Genomic DNA, 15,187 nt, shown 5'->3' with positions numbered 1-15,187 from the left:
CCTGACCATCTCCCAGGTGACTGCTGCCGAGGTGGAAGGTCTGTCGTTGAACCGGTCGTGCAGGACGGATTGCGCCACAACAGTGGCGTCTGTCACCGAGGTGACCCCGCACCGAGCGTTCGACAGCCCCCTGAGGCTTCACCACCGCACCCCACCGTGGCCGGCTGTGTGATTATCCGCCGCCATACGGACAACGAAGTGGCTGGACGGGTGGCGTCGGCACCCCCGAGTGGGCCCCCTGTGTGGGCATCCGTACGTGTCTTGTCCGTACTCGTCCGTCCTGATCCGCCGCATGCCAGTCTCACCAGGGGAAACCGTGCCGTCATTGGCCGATGCGGGGACCGGGAGGGCGCCGAAACTCTGGCCGGCAGGCCGCCGACCACGGCGACACCGGCGCTCACAGGTCAGCTGGGAAAATTCTGAGCTGGCTGTGGCCGTACGGCTTGGACCCGGACGGTACGCCGACGCCCTCTTGGCGATGCCCCCCGTGCTACCAGCCAGGGCTCGAGCAGGAGGGCCGGCTGCTCCGCGGTGATCAGCCTGAGAGGGGTGCGTGATTCCTGGGGCCAGCGCAGTCACTCATCGGCCTTGTTCCCTCGCTGCCCTTCACAGATGGTGAGCGCCTCTCGGCTGCAGCCGGTGGGCAGGCGATCACCGGACATGCCCGGGTGAGCCAGCCCTCGTCGCGTCGACCGGTACGTCCGGAGCAGGAAATCCACCGTGATCGAGCCAACCGTGGACCCAGGCAGGCACGGGGAGGGCAAGCTGCTGCTGGGCCGCGTAGATCGTCGGGCGGTGCTGCTGGATCCATTTCAGTCGCCCGCCGCTGCGGTGGATGGTGCGAACTTCCAGCACTCCTCGCTGCCGGGCCGCGCCGGCGGTGATGGTGGTGCACTGGTCACTGTAGCCGGGCGGCAGATGGCAGTTGCAGTGGCTGTCCAAAGGGGTGAGGGGCAGGCCCCAGTTGGGTGCCGCGAGCAGCGCCATGAGCCGCCGGTGGCCGGTGGCGCCGTGACCTTCCGCGAACGTGGGGTCGATGATCCAGCGTTCGCCACCATCGCTTTCGTGGTGGCCGAGCCAGCCGGTCACGGCCAGCGGCACCCCAAGGGTGCGGCCGCCGTAGGTGCTGCCGTAGGTGTCGGTGCGCTGGTTGGCGATCGGCGACAGGAAGCTGTGCAGGAGGCGGCCGTGGCCGGCGTGGAGTTCCACGGCGCGGAATCCGGCGGTGACTGCCAGCGCGGCGGCCGCGGTTAACTGCCCGACGGCGGCGGCGATCTGCTGGTGCGTCATCTTGGCGGGATCGCGGTAGCCATCGGCGAATGGCAGCGGCGAGGGACCCAAGGGACTCCAGCCGCCGTCGGCCTCGGTGAGCGGGGCGTCTGAGCCCTCACCCCACGGGCGGCTTCGGGAGGCTTTACGGCCGGCGTGGGAGAGCTGCAGGCCCGGCACAGCGCCCTGAGCGGCGATGACCTCGGCGGCCCGGCCACCGCCGTAGAACTGCTCACCGACGGCGTGGCCGCCCTGGATCCCGCCGCAAGCGCGACAGAGTCCTGTACCTCGTATGGATCGCCACGGCGCAAGCCCGCCGCCGCGAACTCGACGCCGCCGCACAGACCGCCACCACCGCAATGGACATCGCCGCCACAGTCGAATCCGGCCGGTGCACCACCCTGCTGTCCGACCTCGCGGCTGAACTCGAACCGCATCGCACAGCCCGCCCGGTCGGCGCGGTCCTGGGACGTCTCACCGACGACGGCACCTAGGCCAACCCACGGAATTCGCTGACCTGCTGAAACGTGGCTCTTGGAGCGTGGGCGTCCCGTGAAGTGTTGTGGAGTCTCCCGGTGAACTGCGGTACGCCGGTGTCGTCGGTATGGGTGGTCAAGGCCGGTTCCCAGATGGGGAACCGGCTGGTGGCGAAGACTTCGAGCGTGGTGAGGAAGAGCGGGTCTCCCGGAGTCCGCCTGGCCATAACATTCATTGCCCTGTACACATGCAGGACACGGATACCTCGGGGAACTGGGCATGAGCGGCACCAACAGCACGCGGTCGGCAGCCGGAGCACCGGCGCGGACACTCGCGGGACGAAACCGGGCGGCGAAGGTCAGTGCGTTCTTCGCGGTGGGTGGAGTCGCGTTCCTGGCGAACTTCGCTACCGGCATCGCCTGGATAAACCCTGGCATCTTCGTCGGCCTGGCCACGCTGTGCGCTCTGATCGCCATCCCCGCCGGGCACGTAGGCCGCTTCCGGGGACGCCGGATGGACGGCGAAGGCTGCGGGCTGGCCTTGGCCAGCCTCCTGGCAGGCTGGCTGGTGTTGTTCCTCTGCTTGCTCGCGGTGGTGGCCTTCGTGGGACTCGTCGCCGGACTGGCCGTTCTCACCGATCACGCCTGACGCCTCGCCCCGCTCAGCCGGGCAGGCCGGCAAAGGGCTCGCCTTCACCGAAGTCATGGCTCGCCTGCGCGCTCCCCGACGACGTGGTCGTCCACGCACCAGGCCGGACGTGGTCCTGGCGGAGGCCTAGTGCCGCTGCCCAGGGGCGGCGTGAGCAGCGCCTACGCGTGAGGCCGTGACGATCACTGACTGCCTGTAGCGTGCGTGCCGATCGGATCAGGCAGCCGAACCAGCAGCACAGGAGCGACAATGCCAGGTGGCATACACGGCGGCATGACTGCAGCGGCGGGTAGGGCGGAGGAGCAGCCCGTCGAGGGGGTGCCACCGTGGAAGTCGGTGCGGCGTACCGTCGCGGTGGTGTTCTTCGGCTGGGCGACCGCCGCTGGCACTGCCGGCCTCGCCTACCTGACGTCGAGGTCGGCATGGATCCCCATCACCGTCGGGGAGGTGCTGTGCCTCGCCTTCGCCGTGGCACTGATTCTGTGGGTGACCGGCTCGACGTCGTGTCTGATCCAGAGGGAGTTGTGCCCATGGACCAAGCAGACGGTGTGGACGCCGCGGGTCGGCTGGAGGGCCTGATCGCCGGCACGGTGGGCTGGACGCTGATCGCGGTACTGGCGGGCTGGCGCGGCCATGTCCGCCGCCGCCGGGGACGTGGCGAGTCCTTGCTGCTCCGACTCGCGTGGTGACGCTGGCGCACGAGTGGGCCGGGCTGTCGACACCATCGTGGGCGCGCCCGGGGGGGGGCGGGCCGGTGGCCGTCGTCGAGATCGCCTTCATCGGATTCGGCGGCCTTGCGGGCCTCCAGGGCGACCGCGTCCGCGGCCAGCGCACCCACGCGTAAGGACGCGGCGAGCCCAGCCATCAGGTGTTCGTGCGGGATACGACGGTGCAACAGCAGCACTTCGATCAGGGCCTTCGTGCCCTCCTCGTCCCCGCGGGCCTTGCGAGCCGCGGACCACCACGCGTCGTGGATCGGGGTGAACCTGCCCGTCTGGCGGGCCTGTTCCAGCGCGGTCGCCCCGGGGCAGGGCACCAGGCTTGCGCAGCAGCGTTTCCAGGTAGTGGTCGAGTTCGAGACGCTCGCCGACCTTGGCGACCAGCCGCTCGTGGCGGGCGATCTCGGTGGCCCCGTCGTAGACGGCCAGCTCGTTGGTGTGCAGCACGATGCGGACCCTGGGCTCGATGTACCGGGCAGGCACCGAGTAGAAACCGGCGCGCGCCCAGCCGCGGCTGTGCCGGTCCACCCGGGTCTCGATGACCTGTCCGGCGTCGAACGGCTCGGTGGGCACCGGCGCCAGCAGCGGCTGCTCGACGGCGAAGTACTCCCCGACCGTGCGCGGTCACATCCGGATCCGGCGGGCCTCGTCCTCCTCGTCCCACCGCTCGACCAGCGTGTTCAGCTCGGCCAGCGAGCCGACCTCCGGGACGGGGACGAAGTGGTTGCGGCGGAAGCGGCCGATGTCGCCCTCGACCTCGCCCTTCTCGTGGGCGCCGGCCAGGCCCGGGCGGCAACAGAAGCTGTCGACGCCATAGTGTTCACGGAAGGCGAGCCATCGTGCGCTCTCCTTGCGTTCCCGGGCGTGACGCGATCACCTTGGCGACCGCGGCCTTCAAGTTGTCGTAGCGGACCTTGCCCCTGGGCACCCCGCCCAGCGCACGCTGCAGGCGTGGACGTGCCCCTCCAAGAAACGCCTCCTGCACGCTGGTGGCGAAGACGCGGTGCACCGTGCCGGAGCAGGACAGGCGCAGGCTGAACAGACTGCAGACCAGGGTAGGTCTGCCCGGCCAGGCGCACGGTGACGTCCCCGAAGTCGACCTCTGCTTCCTGCCCGGGACGGTGGGACTGCGGCACGAACACCTCCGCGCTGCCGTGTCCGGCCTCGGCCCGGATCTCACCCGGGCGCACCGCGACATAAGCGCGGACCATGCCATAGGAGATCCCGTCCGCGTGATGCTCGTCGACCAGCCGGTCGAAGACACGCTTGGCGGTGTGCCGCTGCTTGCGCGGCACACCGCCCGCAGCATCCCGTCCACCAGCGACTGAACGGATCGAGCCGGATCAGCGGGGCGGGAGCATCTTGCGCGGCTGCGGCCACACGGACTCCAACGCCTTCTGCACCGTGGGATGTCCCACCCCGTACTTGCGCATCAGAGCACGCTTGCCCAGCCCGGCACGATGGTCACGGCGGATCGCCGCGTACAGCTCGGTCCTCGACTTCGACGTCATCGGCGGCCCCCAGCGGTATGGAGCACCCCCATGCTCCCACCGCAAGCCCCCCAGGCGTTGCTGGAATTCGTCAACACTGTTCCCCGCGAACTCCCGGCGTTGCCCGCGCTGAACGACAAACGTTCCTGAAACTCGTCCCGCTTTCCCGTCATGGCTTGCAGCGAACCCCCTTCGGCGTGCACCGGGGGCGCCGTTGTCTGTCGATGTATGCGACCGGGGCGGCTGGGGAGCGTCCGTGCGTTTGTGGGAAGGCATCGTCCTGGCCCGTCTGGGGAAGGCGGGAGCGCTGCTGCCGGGCGGCATCCGCCTACACGTCAGGGGATGGCGGCCGGCCGGCCCTGCGTCCGGAGTGGTTCGCCCTGTGCGAGGCGGCTTGATCCGGTGGCCGGCTGACCAGCCGGAGAACGTCCTCAACGGCAGCGTGGGCGGGGTTTTTCGCCCTCGTACGGCTCCCCCTGGGCGGACAGGGGTCCGTTTTCGATGCCCTCTTGGACGAGCCCCATCCGCTCGGCATCGTGCGCCGCGGTGACCTGACCGTCCGCGCAACGCGGACGGTCTGGATCGCCCGCCGGCCCTAGGCCGGCCGGTCTCCGCTGTTGCCTGCCGTCTTCGTCTTTCGTTCCTGCCTCGTTTCTGGAGGACTTCAGGAGCGCCGCATCCGGCCGCTGGGCCCGGTCGCGCCGCCGTGTCGCGGGCGTGTCTTTGCCGTGCTGGGCCTGGCCTGGCCTGGCCTGGCCTGGCCTGGCCTGGCTGATGGTGGTCCTGGGCGCTGCCAGGGTGGACATCGCCCCGTCCTCCGTCCAGTGCGGCCTCGGCTTCTCCCGCGGCTCCGGGAAGGTCATCGCGGTGAACGCGCTCGCCTTCGCCGGGCTGCCCTGCTGGGCGGGCGCCTGGCCGACCTGTTCGGTCGTGAGCAGGCCTTCCTCTTCGGCGCGGGGCCGGCTTCGCCGCCGCATCCGCGATCGGGGGCATCGCCCCCCTCTTTTCTTTCGCGGCTGCTGGTGCCGCATGCGCGCTGCAAGGGCTTTACCGCTCTGCTCGCCCCGGCTGTCCTCGCTGCTGAACACTCAGGCGAGGGCGGCGACGAGCAGGGTGAAGGCGGCGATGATGACGGCGACGCGGACGTAGTGGAAGCGCATCCAGCGGTTCAGCTGCTGCTTCCAGTCGGCGGGCCGGTTGTCAGGGGTCCACGTCTTGTTCCGGTTGTTGATCGGAACGAGCAGCAGAAGCGACATGATCACGCTGAGGATCAGCAGCGCGCCGGCGGTGACGACGAGGCCGGTGCCGTGGTGGTGCCAGCCGGCGATGGCCCAGACCGCGACGAGGGCCAGCGAGCCGATGTACCAGAAGGGCATCAGGGCGCCGAGCATCCGGCCCCCGTGGGCGTGGCCGCGTTGGCTGCTGCCTTCGGGGAGTGCGTTGAGGATCGGGTTGAGGACGAAGGCGACGTAGAACTCCACTCCCACCATTACGCCGACGACGACGGTGGTGACGACCTCGAGTGTGTTGAGCATGACGCCCCCTCCAGAATCTAGCGTTGCTAGCTGTTGAGGCAACGCTAGTTCTACTGCTGCTCGCCTGTCTAGCGATGCTAGGATCGGAACATGTCGGTACAGGAACGCAAGGAGCGCGAGCGGGCGGAGCGCGAGCGCCTCATCGTGGCGACGGCCCGCGAACTCGCCGAGCAGCAGGGCTGGGACGCGGTCACCACCCGCCGGCTCGCCGAGCGCATCGAGTACAGCCAGCCCGTCCTCTACAGCCACTTCCGCGGCAAGCGCGAGATCATAGGCGCCGTCGCTCTCGAGGGCGCCGCCGAGATGGCCGTGGCGGTGCGTGCCGCGGCCTCCGGAGCGAACAGCCCGCGCGAGCGGGTCGCCGCCCTCGCCCGTGCCTACCTCGACTTCGCCGCACGCAACCCCGCGGTCTACGACGCCTTGTTCCAGCTCGACGGCGGCCTGGCGTTCGCGCACGAGGACACCCCAGAGCCCCTGAAGGACGCCTTCGCCGCGCTGCTGGAGAACCTGGGCGAGGTCGCCGGGGACGGCGTCGGCCCGGGGCTGTTCACCGAGGTGTTCTGGGCGTCCCTGCACGGCCTGGCGACCCTGACCCGGGCGGGACGGCTGCCGCCGCAGTACATCGAGCCGAGGGTGGAGCTGCTGGTGGACCGGCTCGCCATGGTCTGACACACCCTCCCGGCGGGCACGCAGCCGGGGCCCCCAGGCCCCGCCGCTGCCTGCCTGCGCCATCGCTTCCGGTCACTCGCCCCCACGACGGCGCAGCCGCAGAGCGCCGGGCCCCGCACCCCAACGGGCACCCGCCCCGCACGCTGCGATGCTCATGGGCACGACCCGAATCGCGCCCCAGCGCGCCCTCGATGGGAACCTTCAGGCGGTGGATGCCGAAGAGGAAGGCCAGGCAGCGGCGCGCAGCACGGCAAGTGAAGTGACGGGGCTCCCTGAGAATCCCCAACCCCTGCTCGGGGCGCCATCAGACCTGCTCGGCGGATCTCCCCACCCAATTCCGGGCCTGCCCTGGGGCGGAGCACGCACCCATCGCGAGGGACCGTCCGATATTCCGTCAGGATCGGGGTGGTGTGTAGTTGCACATGCCGTAGCGGCATGTGGTGTCGTCGAGGGCACCACAGCACGAAAGGCCCTGTCTTCGATGTACCCCTCCCTCACGCCTCCCCGCGAGGTCAAGATCGGTGATGCCGCCGCCTTCGCCGGGACCACCCCGCGCGCCATCCGCCACTACCACCAGATCGGTCTGCTGCCGGAGCCCGGGCGAGGCGGAGACGGACGCCGACGCTACGGCTACGACGACATGATCCGCCTGCTGTGGATCCGCAGGATGTCCGAGGCCGGCATCAGCCTGGACGACATGCGGGCCGCCTTCGACGAAGCCCGGGACATCGAGGACGTCCTGGGCCGGCTGGAGGAGACCCTGGCCGCCCAGGAGGCCGACATCAAGCGTCAGCGCGCGGCAGTCCAGCGCCTGCGGGACGTGGGCAACCCACTGGGCCTGCTCTCCCCAATGGTCACAGACCGGCTCAACCACCTGCCTCCCGGCGCACTGCGACCCTCCGACCTGGACACCCTGCTGGTCACGGAACGGATCTTCGGGCCGCTGGGAGCCGCAATTCAGGCCAGCGTGTTCATCACCCTGGCCACCCACCCCGACCTACGGGCCGAGGCAGACCGCCTCGACGCGGCCGACGCCGCCCTCGACGACACCGTCGACCCCCACGATCCGCAGGTCGACGCACTCGCCGCCCAGCACTGCGCCCACCACAACGCCCTGCTCCAGGCCATGGAAGCGGCCGGACTGGACGCGGCCGAGGACAAGCTCCTCGAGATCCACGACGCCGAGGCGAGCGGCGAGGAGGACGCCCGGATGAGCGCCCTCGAAGCCGTCACCAAAATGCCCTACGGCTTCTCCCCCGCCCGGACACGGTGCATGGAACTCACAGCACAGCTCCTTCACGGGGGCCTCTCGCCAGCAGCTGATCACTGATGCTTGGCCCCGCGCGCGGTACGGCCCTTTGAGGGCTCGCCCGGAACACCGCCGTCGGATGGTCTGCGCGTGCGTACGCCCACCAAGGCCGGTGTGCGCGCGGGACTTGTCGAGGCACTCCGGTACGGAAGTCCGCCGCCTCACAGCGTCTTCCGTGGGACAGGAGCCGACTGGGGGCGGGAATCAGTGATGCCGGGCGCGATAGAGGTCGCGCAGCAGGGCGATCTCGGCTCCATGGTGCAGCAGTTCCTGGTTGACCCACCACACAATGTCGATGAACGGCTCGCCCGGGTCGCTGCCGTGCGGGTAGGTGCAGTACCCCACGGTGTCGAGCGCTGCCTCGTCTGCGCTCAGCAGCGCGTTGCGCCAAGCCGCGGCACCGGCGTCAAAGGCGGTGACGGCCCCTGTGGCGTCCCCGGTGACGGGATGGTTGTCGCGGGTCAGCATGTGGGTGCCAGCAGTGTGGTCGGCGCGCAGGGTGAGCATCTCGCTGAGGTGGCTCAGGCGCCACGCGAGAGTGGTGAAGGGCGGGGGCCAGGGGTGCGGGTAGGCGGCGGCGTCGCGTCCCCATTCGCCCGTGCCGGCAAGGAAAGTCGCACGCGGCCCCGGCCCGTTCACACGCCGCCGGACCGACCAGCAGCCGGGCACCGGCTCCCAGAGATACTCCTCGTCGCTCATGGGATCGACTTGGGTGTCCCTACCGTCGCCGCTGTCCATCACGGGCCCCGCCATGCGGCAGGAGAGGCGCTCACGTGCGAAGTCGAACTGCTCCAGTAACGCAGACAAGCGGGAGGGTGCCGTCAACGGATGCTCCTGTGCCGAACTGATCCCGGGCGATCGCCAGCCTGGCACAGCCGGCACCGCAGCCGCGTCCCCTTTTTCCAGCACGTCACCAACACGCTCCGACGACCGCCGGCGCAGCGCTACACACCCGAATCACGCACGCGGCTCTCCGACTGGACGGGCCCGGACCGGCGTATGTGCTGACAGCCGTAACTCACTGAAACGGGCAGTAACAACGGGGGTGCCCATCCCAGCTCCGCAGCGCAGTGGGACTCCGACGGGCAGGACGGACCGGTCGGCGCAGGCCGGCAGCACTGCCCCGTAGGCGGTCTCCTCATCGACAGTGACGTGCACGCCCATGAAACTGGTGTCGCTACCGGCTGTACTAGCCGCGCCGGCGACCTGGCAACGCGCTCACGGTCCGGTGCCTGTTCCCTGGGTACAGACCGGACGGCGCCTCCTACGGTCACCCCGCCGTCTGATCTTCATGGTCACCACGCAGGGCCGGCCCGGACAACGATGCTCGATGCTCATCAACAGCAACCACACACGCATCGCACAAGCTCCCGGCCGCTCCGCAAACAGGACCAGAACCCGAGCCCTCCGCGACCAGACCGCTGATACTCACCTTCGGGTGACGGCCCCATCCCTCGCGGCGCGGCTTGGCAGAGAGAAACCGCACCCCAACCCCCGCACACCCTGACCAGCTGTCACCGCGTCAGCAACACGCAAGGACGGTATGGATGGAAGTCGCATCCCAGAGCCATGGAAAGTCGACAACAGTCAACAGGGGCCGTGTTTTCCCCTCAGCCTCTCCGCAGCCCCGACAGAGTGCGCGGGCGATCGGCCGGCCGCCACCGCACACGACACCCAACGGCGCAGGCAGCCAGCCCGCAGCGGCCCCTCGAGGACGGCGTCCCCACCATGAGAAGACCCATTGCCCGCCGCCGCTACTGTCACCACCCGCCGGCCAAACACTCCTGCCCGAGACCATCGATAACAACCAGCAAGTGATCACCAGGCTTACTTCACCGCGGACTGCGCGTACTACCTCAACAAGAGGGTCCGGGGGTTCGAGCGAGTCGTCATCATTCTCGGCGCCGACCACGCTGGCTACGTGGGCCGGTTGCGTGCCATGGCGGCCTGCTTCGGAGATGACCCGGACACGCGTCTGGAGATCCTCATCGGGCAACTGGTCAACCTGGTCAGGGACGGGGCACCGGTCCGCATGAGCAAGCGGACGGGCACGGTCCTCACTCTGGACGACCTGGTCGAGGCCGTCGGTGTCGACGCGGCACGGTACGCGCTCGCACGGGCCAGGGGGGGACGCCATGATCGACCTCGACATCGACCTGCTCACCCGGCAGTCGCGACAACCCCGGCTACTAGGTTCAGTACGCGCACACCCGGTCGTGCGCCGTACAGCGCAGAGTCGAGGAGGCCGATGGTCACAGTCGGGCTCCTTCACGGCCCCGGGCGGTACTGAACCCGTCATTCCGTGGTGCAGTCGGGACATGGCCTCACCGTCCACGGACGACCAGGACTCCGGTGCGCCTCCCGGACGCGAACGCCCTTCCCTGCTGATCGACATCGCCGTCGGCCTGCTCTTCCTGGTCGCGGACGCGGTCATCGTCGTCGCCGCCGGGCTGCTGTTCGTCATGGTCGGCATGGGGAGCGCGGAGCCGCCGCACTCGGTACAGCCCGCCCGCTCCCGGGACGTCCCCGTCCTGGCGTGGCTCGTCATCTGGGGCGTTCCGGCCGTGGCGGCGGCAGGCGCCGTTGTGCACGCCCGTCTGCGGATGCCCGTCACCGCCGTCGTGCAGAGCCTGTTCACCCTCGTCTGCACGCTGCTGGCCGTGGTCTGGACGCGCATGCTGCTGTCGTGAGGCCGGTCGGACCAAGATCGATTGTCAGTGGTGGGTGAGAGGATCGGAGCATCAAGTCGGAACAAGGGGGAGCTGTGATGACCGGAAGCCAGAATTACATCAACCACGTTGCTCTAGTGCTGGATGCCAGCTCGTCCATGTCGCACCTGAGCCGAAAGGTTGTCGAGGTCGCCGACCAGCAGATCGCCTATCTCGCGCGCCGTTCGAGGGAATTGGACCAGGAAACCCGCGTCACGGTGTACGTCTTCGCCGACAAGGTGGAGTGCGTCATCTACGACAAGGACGTGCTGCGCATGCCGTCACTGAAGCAGCTGTACCGTACCGGCGGAATGACCGCGCTCCTGGCGGCCGCACTGAAGTCGCAGCGGGAGCTGGCGCAGACCGCGCAACTGTACGGCGACCACAGCTTTTTGACGTTTGTACTCACCGACGGCCAGGAGAACGCAAGCCACCGCTGCCGGGATTTCTCCGCCCAGGATCCACGCCAACTCGTCCAGGCCGTGGCCGAGATGATCGCGACGCAGCAGGACAACTGGACGCTGGCCGTCCTGGTGCCCGACCAGATGGGCAAGCGCGAGGCCATGCAGTGCGGTTTCCCCAAGGACAACATCGCCATATGGGACGCCACCAGCACCCAGGGCCTGGAGGAGGCCGGGCAGGTCATCCGGCAGGCCACGGAGAACTTCATGATGGGCCGCGCCCAGGGCATTCGGGGATCGCGCGCGGTGTTCTCCACCGGCGCGGACGCGGTCAATGAGAACACCATCAAGGCGGCCGGCCTCACCCCGGTCGATCCGTCGAAATACCAATTGATCCCGGTCTCTCGCGACGCGGCCATCAGGGAATGGGTCATCGAATGCGGACACGCCTACCGGACCGGTGGGGCGTTCTACCAGCTGAGCAAATCGGAGAAGATCCAGGCGCAGAAGAAGATCGCGGTCCTGGAGAAGAAGACGGACCGTGTGTATTCGGGACCCGAAGCCCGGGCTCTGCTCGGCTTGCCCGACACGGAAGTTCGCGTCAAGCCGGATCACAACGATCACTTCACCATCTTTGTGCAGAGCACCAGCGTCAACCGGAAACTCGTCCCCCATACTCGGCTGCTGCTCATGATCTGACTTCGGTGTGAGACCGAGCGGGGTGCCGGAGAATTCAACGCTCTCCGGCACTCCACGCCACCGTTCGCGTTGACGGTGTCGGCGTCCATCTCGTCCGCCCGGCGCGTTGCCGCCAACTCGGCCAACACTTCCGGCGGCAGCGCCGGGCCGTCGATCGCGGCGGCAGGGAGAACGGGCGGCTTCGCGCCCGCTCCCGAGTTCGGTGACCGGTTCGATCGCCACACCCGTCCCGCCCTTCCGGTCCTGCCGCAATAAGAACTCCTAACGGAGAGCCCCCGTGCCACCTTCCGTTTCCAGGTGGCTTGGTCCGGCCGAATTGGCCAGCGGAGGTGCGATTGCTTGCGCATCCGCCCCCTCACCGACCCACAGGGCGATGAATAGCGCGGCGGTCGCTTCCAGGAGTCCCGCACGCTCGAGACCGCCACCGGCCACGGGGTCACAGCCCACATCCCGCACCAACTCGCGTACACACGCGAGGGCCGTCTCATCATCTCCGCAGACCGGCACGGCCAGTGGCCGTCCATCGAAGACGGGCGGCCGCATGCGCCACACGTCCTCGTGGCAGAGGTTGAAAGCCTTGACCACGTGGGCTCCCGGTGCCACCGCGGCAAGTCGCTGCGCGGCTGAGGGGCCTCCTTCTGTCAGCAGCCGGAAGCCCGCGCCGACCGGATTGGAGCAGTCCAGCAGCACCTTGCCCTCCAGGGCCGCGTGCAGGTCCCGTGCCACGTCCGCTCCCGCCCCGAAGGGCAGCGCGGCCAACACCACCTCACCGAATTCGGCCGCGGCGCGCAGACTGGCAGGCTTCACGCGGCTTCCAATGCGCGTCGCGAGCCGCTCCGCCCTGTGTGCGTCCCGTCCCCCGATGGTCACTTGGTGCCCGGCCCGCACCCAGTGGGTGGCGAGCGCGTCGGCCATGTTGCCCGTTCCCAGTACGCCGATTCTCATCACATGTTCCCTCTCGGTGCCGGCTTCGCGGTTCACACCGACGCTAGAAGGCGGTTCGGGCACCATTTGGTACGTGCCGACCGACGCCTTCCTCGCCGACTGCCGCGCCCGCCTGGCCTTCGACCTGCTCTCCAACACCTGGAACGCCGTGGTGCTCTGGGCACTGCGCGATGGCCCCATGCGCCCGGTCGAACTACGGGAGCGGATCGGGGGCATCAGCCCCAAAGTCCTCACCGAGACTTTGCGCCGGCTGCAGTTCAACGGACTCGTCGACCGGCTGGCAGGCCCCGACGCACCATCACGGGTCGAGTACCAGCTCACCGCTCTGGGCCGGACCTTGCTGGCGCCCATCGACGCTGTCGGCGCCTGGGCCTTCGAGCACGGCGATGAGGTTATGGCCGCCCAGGAAGCAGCATGCGTTCCTGAATCGCAGTCCCCTCATCCAACTTGCTAGACGGGTCAACAGCGTGAGCGCAGACGTCGCCAGCGGATGAGTGCGCATCCCAGGGTGAGGAAGGCTTCGTGGATGTCGTCGCGGATCTCCCAGCGGATCCGCAGGCGGCGGAACCAATGCAGGTGGGCGAATGGCGCTCAACAACTCAGCGTTGGGCACCCAGTCCGGAGCCGTGCTCGGTGCCCGGCGGGCGATCAGCGGCTTAACACCGAGACCCCAGACGAGGCGGCGGTACTCGTCACGGTCGTAGCCGCGGTCGCCCAGCACCACGTCCGGGCGGCGTCGAGGTCGGCCGCGCTTGCCCCGCACCGGCGGCACCGCTTCGAGTAGCGGGATGAGCTGGGTAACGTCGTTGCGGTTGCCGCCACTCAGCGTCGCTGCAAGCGGGATGCCAGTGGCGTCGGTGATCAAACGGTGCTTGCTACCGGTTCTGCCCCGGTCAACAGGACTTCGGCCCGTCTTGGAACCCCCTTTCAAGGCCCGGATGTGGGAGCCATTGACGGACGCTCGGGAGAAGTCCAGGGCGTTCGCGCTGCGGAGGTTGAGGAGGACCTCGTGCAGCCGGAGCCACACCCCGGCCTCCAACCACTCGGCCAGGCGGCGCCAGCAGGTCATGCCCGACCCGAAGCCGAGTTCCTGCGGCAGATGCTCCCACGAGATCCCGGTGTGCAGGACAAACAGAATGCCCTGGAAGACCAGCCGGTCCGGATGCCGCTTGCGCCCCGGGTGTCGGGTTCGACGCTCGACCTTGGGGAGCAGCGGCTTGATTACCGCCCACAGCTCGTCGTCGACTTCCCACGGCTTCGGCCGCGCCACCCCGCACCCCCGGTTCATCAGTCCCAGAGTGATCCAACCTCCTCGAAGATCATTTCGTTAGGGGTTCTAAGTGCGTACGCCTCACCCCCCCCGACCGGATCGGCCGCCACAGGTCGCGATGATCACGGCGAGGCCCTGCCGAGTGGATCCGGCATTTACTGCGGCAGCCCTGTCCGGGACAGGGTCCGGACAAGGCCCGGATCGGTCCGGACAGTCGGCGAGCTGTCCGGGACAGCCGGCTCTCATTGCTTCACCTGTCGATGGTCAGCAGCCTGTGTGGTGTCTGGCCGGCCGAACGGTCGCCACGGCACAGCCCGCTGCGTCGATGAATCACTCTCCGCACAGCGAGCTGCTCCTGAACTACAAGCGTCGAACTGCGACGTGTGGATGACATCCGTTTTGTCCTGCTCAGCGGACGCTCAGCAGGACCATGAAGGAGGAACCTTGCAACTGTTCAAAGGACTCGGAGTGACCATCGCTGCGACCGCGGCAGCCTTCGCGATGCTGCCGGCAGCGTCAGCAACCGCTCAGGCGGACACCGTCTCCGCCCCCCAGGCTCCCGCAGCCGTGAACTGCAACTGGGACCCCAGCGGGTCGGGCGGCAGCGTGAGCCTTGTGACCACCAAGGAGATTCGACTGAGGTATGGGCCGGCTGCGCGCTGCGGTTTCATCGGGTGGAGCGACATGGGCGTGCCCACGCAACTGTGGGCTGTGTGCAAGTACCGCAACCCCGATTCGGGCAACACCTGGTACTACGTCGACCCGGCCGACTCCACTTGGCGGAATGGCTGGATCTACTCCGGCAACGTCGATGTCGGTTCGGGGTCGATCCGCAACTGCTGAACGGGATCCGGAGTTCGTGTCCCGCGGTGAGCTTCCCGGTGTACGCACCTGAAGGCAGGGCCCTTTCGATGCTGACCGTCCTCGGCGGCTCCTGTCTGGCCGGCCTAGCCGTGGCCTTCGGCCTCCTGGTCACCGCCCGGCGCTACATCGCTTCCGCCCACGCTTGACACCGCACCACGAGAAGCGGCGCCCGAAGCCATAAGAG

General features: G+C 68.6%; 15 protein-coding genes and 3 pseudogenes. 11 read left to right on the top strand and 7 right to left on the bottom strand.

Annotated features, from left to right (window positions below; all coding sequences use genetic code 11):
* Positions 1-651 precede the first annotated feature (651 nt).
* Entirely contained in the window at positions 652-1,449 is a 798-nt protein-coding gene (locus ACWIF2_RS21075; protein ID WP_454362123.1) for an oxidoreductase, read from the bottom strand.
* Positions 1,450-2,025: 576 nt separating this feature from the next.
* Here ACWIF2_RS21075 and ACWIF2_RS21070 point away from each other — a divergent pair.
* The 3 genes and pseudogenes from ACWIF2_RS21070 (at position 2,026) to ACWIF2_RS21060 (ending at position 3,083) form a co-directional block, all read left to right on the top strand.
* Positions 2,026-2,394: a DUF4190 domain-containing protein gene (locus tag ACWIF2_RS21070; protein WP_454362121.1), complete on the top strand. Its 369-nt coding sequence runs from the start codon at positions 2,026-2,028 to the stop codon at positions 2,392-2,394.
* A 13-nt stretch (positions 2,395-2,407) separates the two neighbouring features.
* Positions 2,408-2,518 (top strand): annotated as a pseudogene (locus tag ACWIF2_RS21065) (IS5/IS1182 family transposase); the annotation flags it as partial.
* A 406-nt stretch (positions 2,519-2,924) separates the two neighbouring features.
* On the top strand, positions 2,925-3,083 hold the full coding sequence (locus ACWIF2_RS21060) for a hypothetical protein (RefSeq protein ID WP_454362119.1): 159 nt from the start codon (positions 2,925-2,927) through the stop codon (positions 3,081-3,083).
* A 462-nt stretch (positions 3,084-3,545) separates the two neighbouring features.
* Here the strand turns inward: ACWIF2_RS21060 and ACWIF2_RS21055 are convergent.
* Positions 3,546-3,641: pseudogene (locus ACWIF2_RS21055) on the bottom strand (hypothetical protein); the annotation flags it as partial.
* 461 nt (positions 3,642-4,102) lie between these two features.
* On the opposite strand from ACWIF2_RS21055, the gene ACWIF2_RS21050 reads away from it, so the two are divergent.
* Positions 4,103-4,441 (top strand): hypothetical protein, encoded by a 339-nt coding sequence (locus ACWIF2_RS21050; protein ID WP_454362117.1) that lies wholly within the window; start codon positions 4,103-4,105, stop codon positions 4,439-4,441.
* Between the two features lie 15 nt (positions 4,442-4,456).
* Here ACWIF2_RS21050 and ACWIF2_RS21045 read toward each other — a convergent pair whose 3' ends face one another.
* Together ACWIF2_RS21045 and ACWIF2_RS21040 are read right to left on the bottom strand one after the other, a co-directional pair.
* Positions 4,457-4,624, bottom strand: a complete 168-nt coding sequence (locus ACWIF2_RS21045) for a hypothetical protein (RefSeq protein ID WP_454362115.1) — start codon at positions 4,622-4,624, stop codon at positions 4,457-4,459.
* Positions 4,625-5,691: 1,067 nt separating this feature from the next.
* Positions 5,692-6,138, bottom strand: coding sequence for an anthrone oxygenase family protein (locus ACWIF2_RS21040; protein WP_454362114.1), 447 nt, complete (start codon positions 6,136-6,138; stop codon positions 5,692-5,694).
* Between the two features lie 90 nt (positions 6,139-6,228).
* Between ACWIF2_RS21040 and ACWIF2_RS21035 the strand changes: the two genes are divergently transcribed.
* Both ACWIF2_RS21035 and ACWIF2_RS21030 read left to right on the top strand, forming a co-directional pair.
* Entirely contained in the window at positions 6,229-6,807 is a 579-nt protein-coding gene (locus ACWIF2_RS21035) for a TetR/AcrR family transcriptional regulator (RefSeq protein WP_454362112.1), read from the top strand.
* Between the two features lie 481 nt (positions 6,808-7,288).
* Positions 7,289-8,137 (top strand): MerR family transcriptional regulator, encoded by an 849-nt coding sequence (locus tag ACWIF2_RS21030; protein ID WP_454362111.1) that lies wholly within the window; start codon positions 7,289-7,291, stop codon positions 8,135-8,137.
* Positions 8,138-8,320: 183 nt separating this feature from the next.
* On the opposite strand, the gene ACWIF2_RS21025 is transcribed toward ACWIF2_RS21030, so the two are convergent.
* Positions 8,321-8,941: a DinB family protein gene (locus ACWIF2_RS21025; RefSeq protein ID WP_454362110.1), complete on the bottom strand. Its 621-nt coding sequence runs from the start codon at positions 8,939-8,941 to the stop codon at positions 8,321-8,323.
* Positions 8,942-10,434: 1,493 nt separating this feature from the next.
* Between ACWIF2_RS21025 and ACWIF2_RS21020 the strand changes: the two genes are divergently transcribed.
* Both ACWIF2_RS21020 and ACWIF2_RS21015 read left to right on the top strand, forming a co-directional pair.
* Positions 10,435-10,806 (top strand): hypothetical protein, encoded by a 372-nt coding sequence (locus ACWIF2_RS21020; protein ID WP_454362108.1) that lies wholly within the window; start codon positions 10,435-10,437, stop codon positions 10,804-10,806.
* A 77-nt stretch (positions 10,807-10,883) separates the two neighbouring features.
* The gene (locus tag ACWIF2_RS21015) at positions 10,884-11,924 is read left to right on the top strand and encodes a VWA domain-containing protein (RefSeq protein WP_454362106.1); all 1,041 of its coding nucleotides are present in this window, start codon (positions 10,884-10,886) and stop codon (positions 11,922-11,924) included.
* A gap of 261 nt (positions 11,925-12,185) precedes the next feature.
* On the opposite strand, the gene ACWIF2_RS21010 is transcribed toward ACWIF2_RS21015, so the two are convergent.
* The gene (locus tag ACWIF2_RS21010; protein WP_454362162.1) at positions 12,186-12,869 is read right to left on the bottom strand and encodes an NADPH-dependent F420 reductase; all 684 of its coding nucleotides are present in this window, start codon (positions 12,867-12,869) and stop codon (positions 12,186-12,188) included.
* A 73-nt stretch (positions 12,870-12,942) separates the two neighbouring features.
* On the opposite strand from ACWIF2_RS21010, the gene ACWIF2_RS21005 reads away from it, so the two are divergent.
* Complete coding sequence (locus ACWIF2_RS21005; protein ID WP_454362105.1) at positions 12,943-13,323, top strand: winged helix-turn-helix transcriptional regulator; 381 nt, start codon at positions 12,943-12,945, stop codon at positions 13,321-13,323.
* A gap of 5 nt (positions 13,324-13,328) precedes the next feature.
* Here the strand turns inward: ACWIF2_RS21005 and ACWIF2_RS21000 are convergent.
* Positions 13,329-14,157: pseudogene (locus ACWIF2_RS21000) on the bottom strand (IS5 family transposase).
* Between the two features lie 450 nt (positions 14,158-14,607).
* Here ACWIF2_RS21000 and ACWIF2_RS20995 point away from each other — a divergent pair.
* Together ACWIF2_RS20995 and ACWIF2_RS20990 are read left to right on the top strand one after the other, a co-directional pair.
* On the top strand, positions 14,608-14,982 hold the full coding sequence (locus tag ACWIF2_RS20995) for a hypothetical protein (RefSeq protein ID WP_454362103.1): 375 nt from the start codon (positions 14,608-14,610) through the stop codon (positions 14,980-14,982).
* A 38-nt stretch (positions 14,983-15,020) separates the two neighbouring features.
* Positions 15,021-15,149, top strand: coding sequence for a hypothetical protein (locus ACWIF2_RS20990; RefSeq protein ID WP_454362101.1), 129 nt, complete (start codon positions 15,021-15,023; stop codon positions 15,147-15,149).
* Positions 15,150-15,187 lie beyond the last annotated feature (38 nt).

The sequence above is a fragment of the Streptomyces sp. NPDC055506 genome (assembly GCF_053643595.1).
The sequence above is the reverse complement of the archived record's forward strand: the minus strand, read 5'-3'. Positions and strand labels throughout refer to the sequence as shown.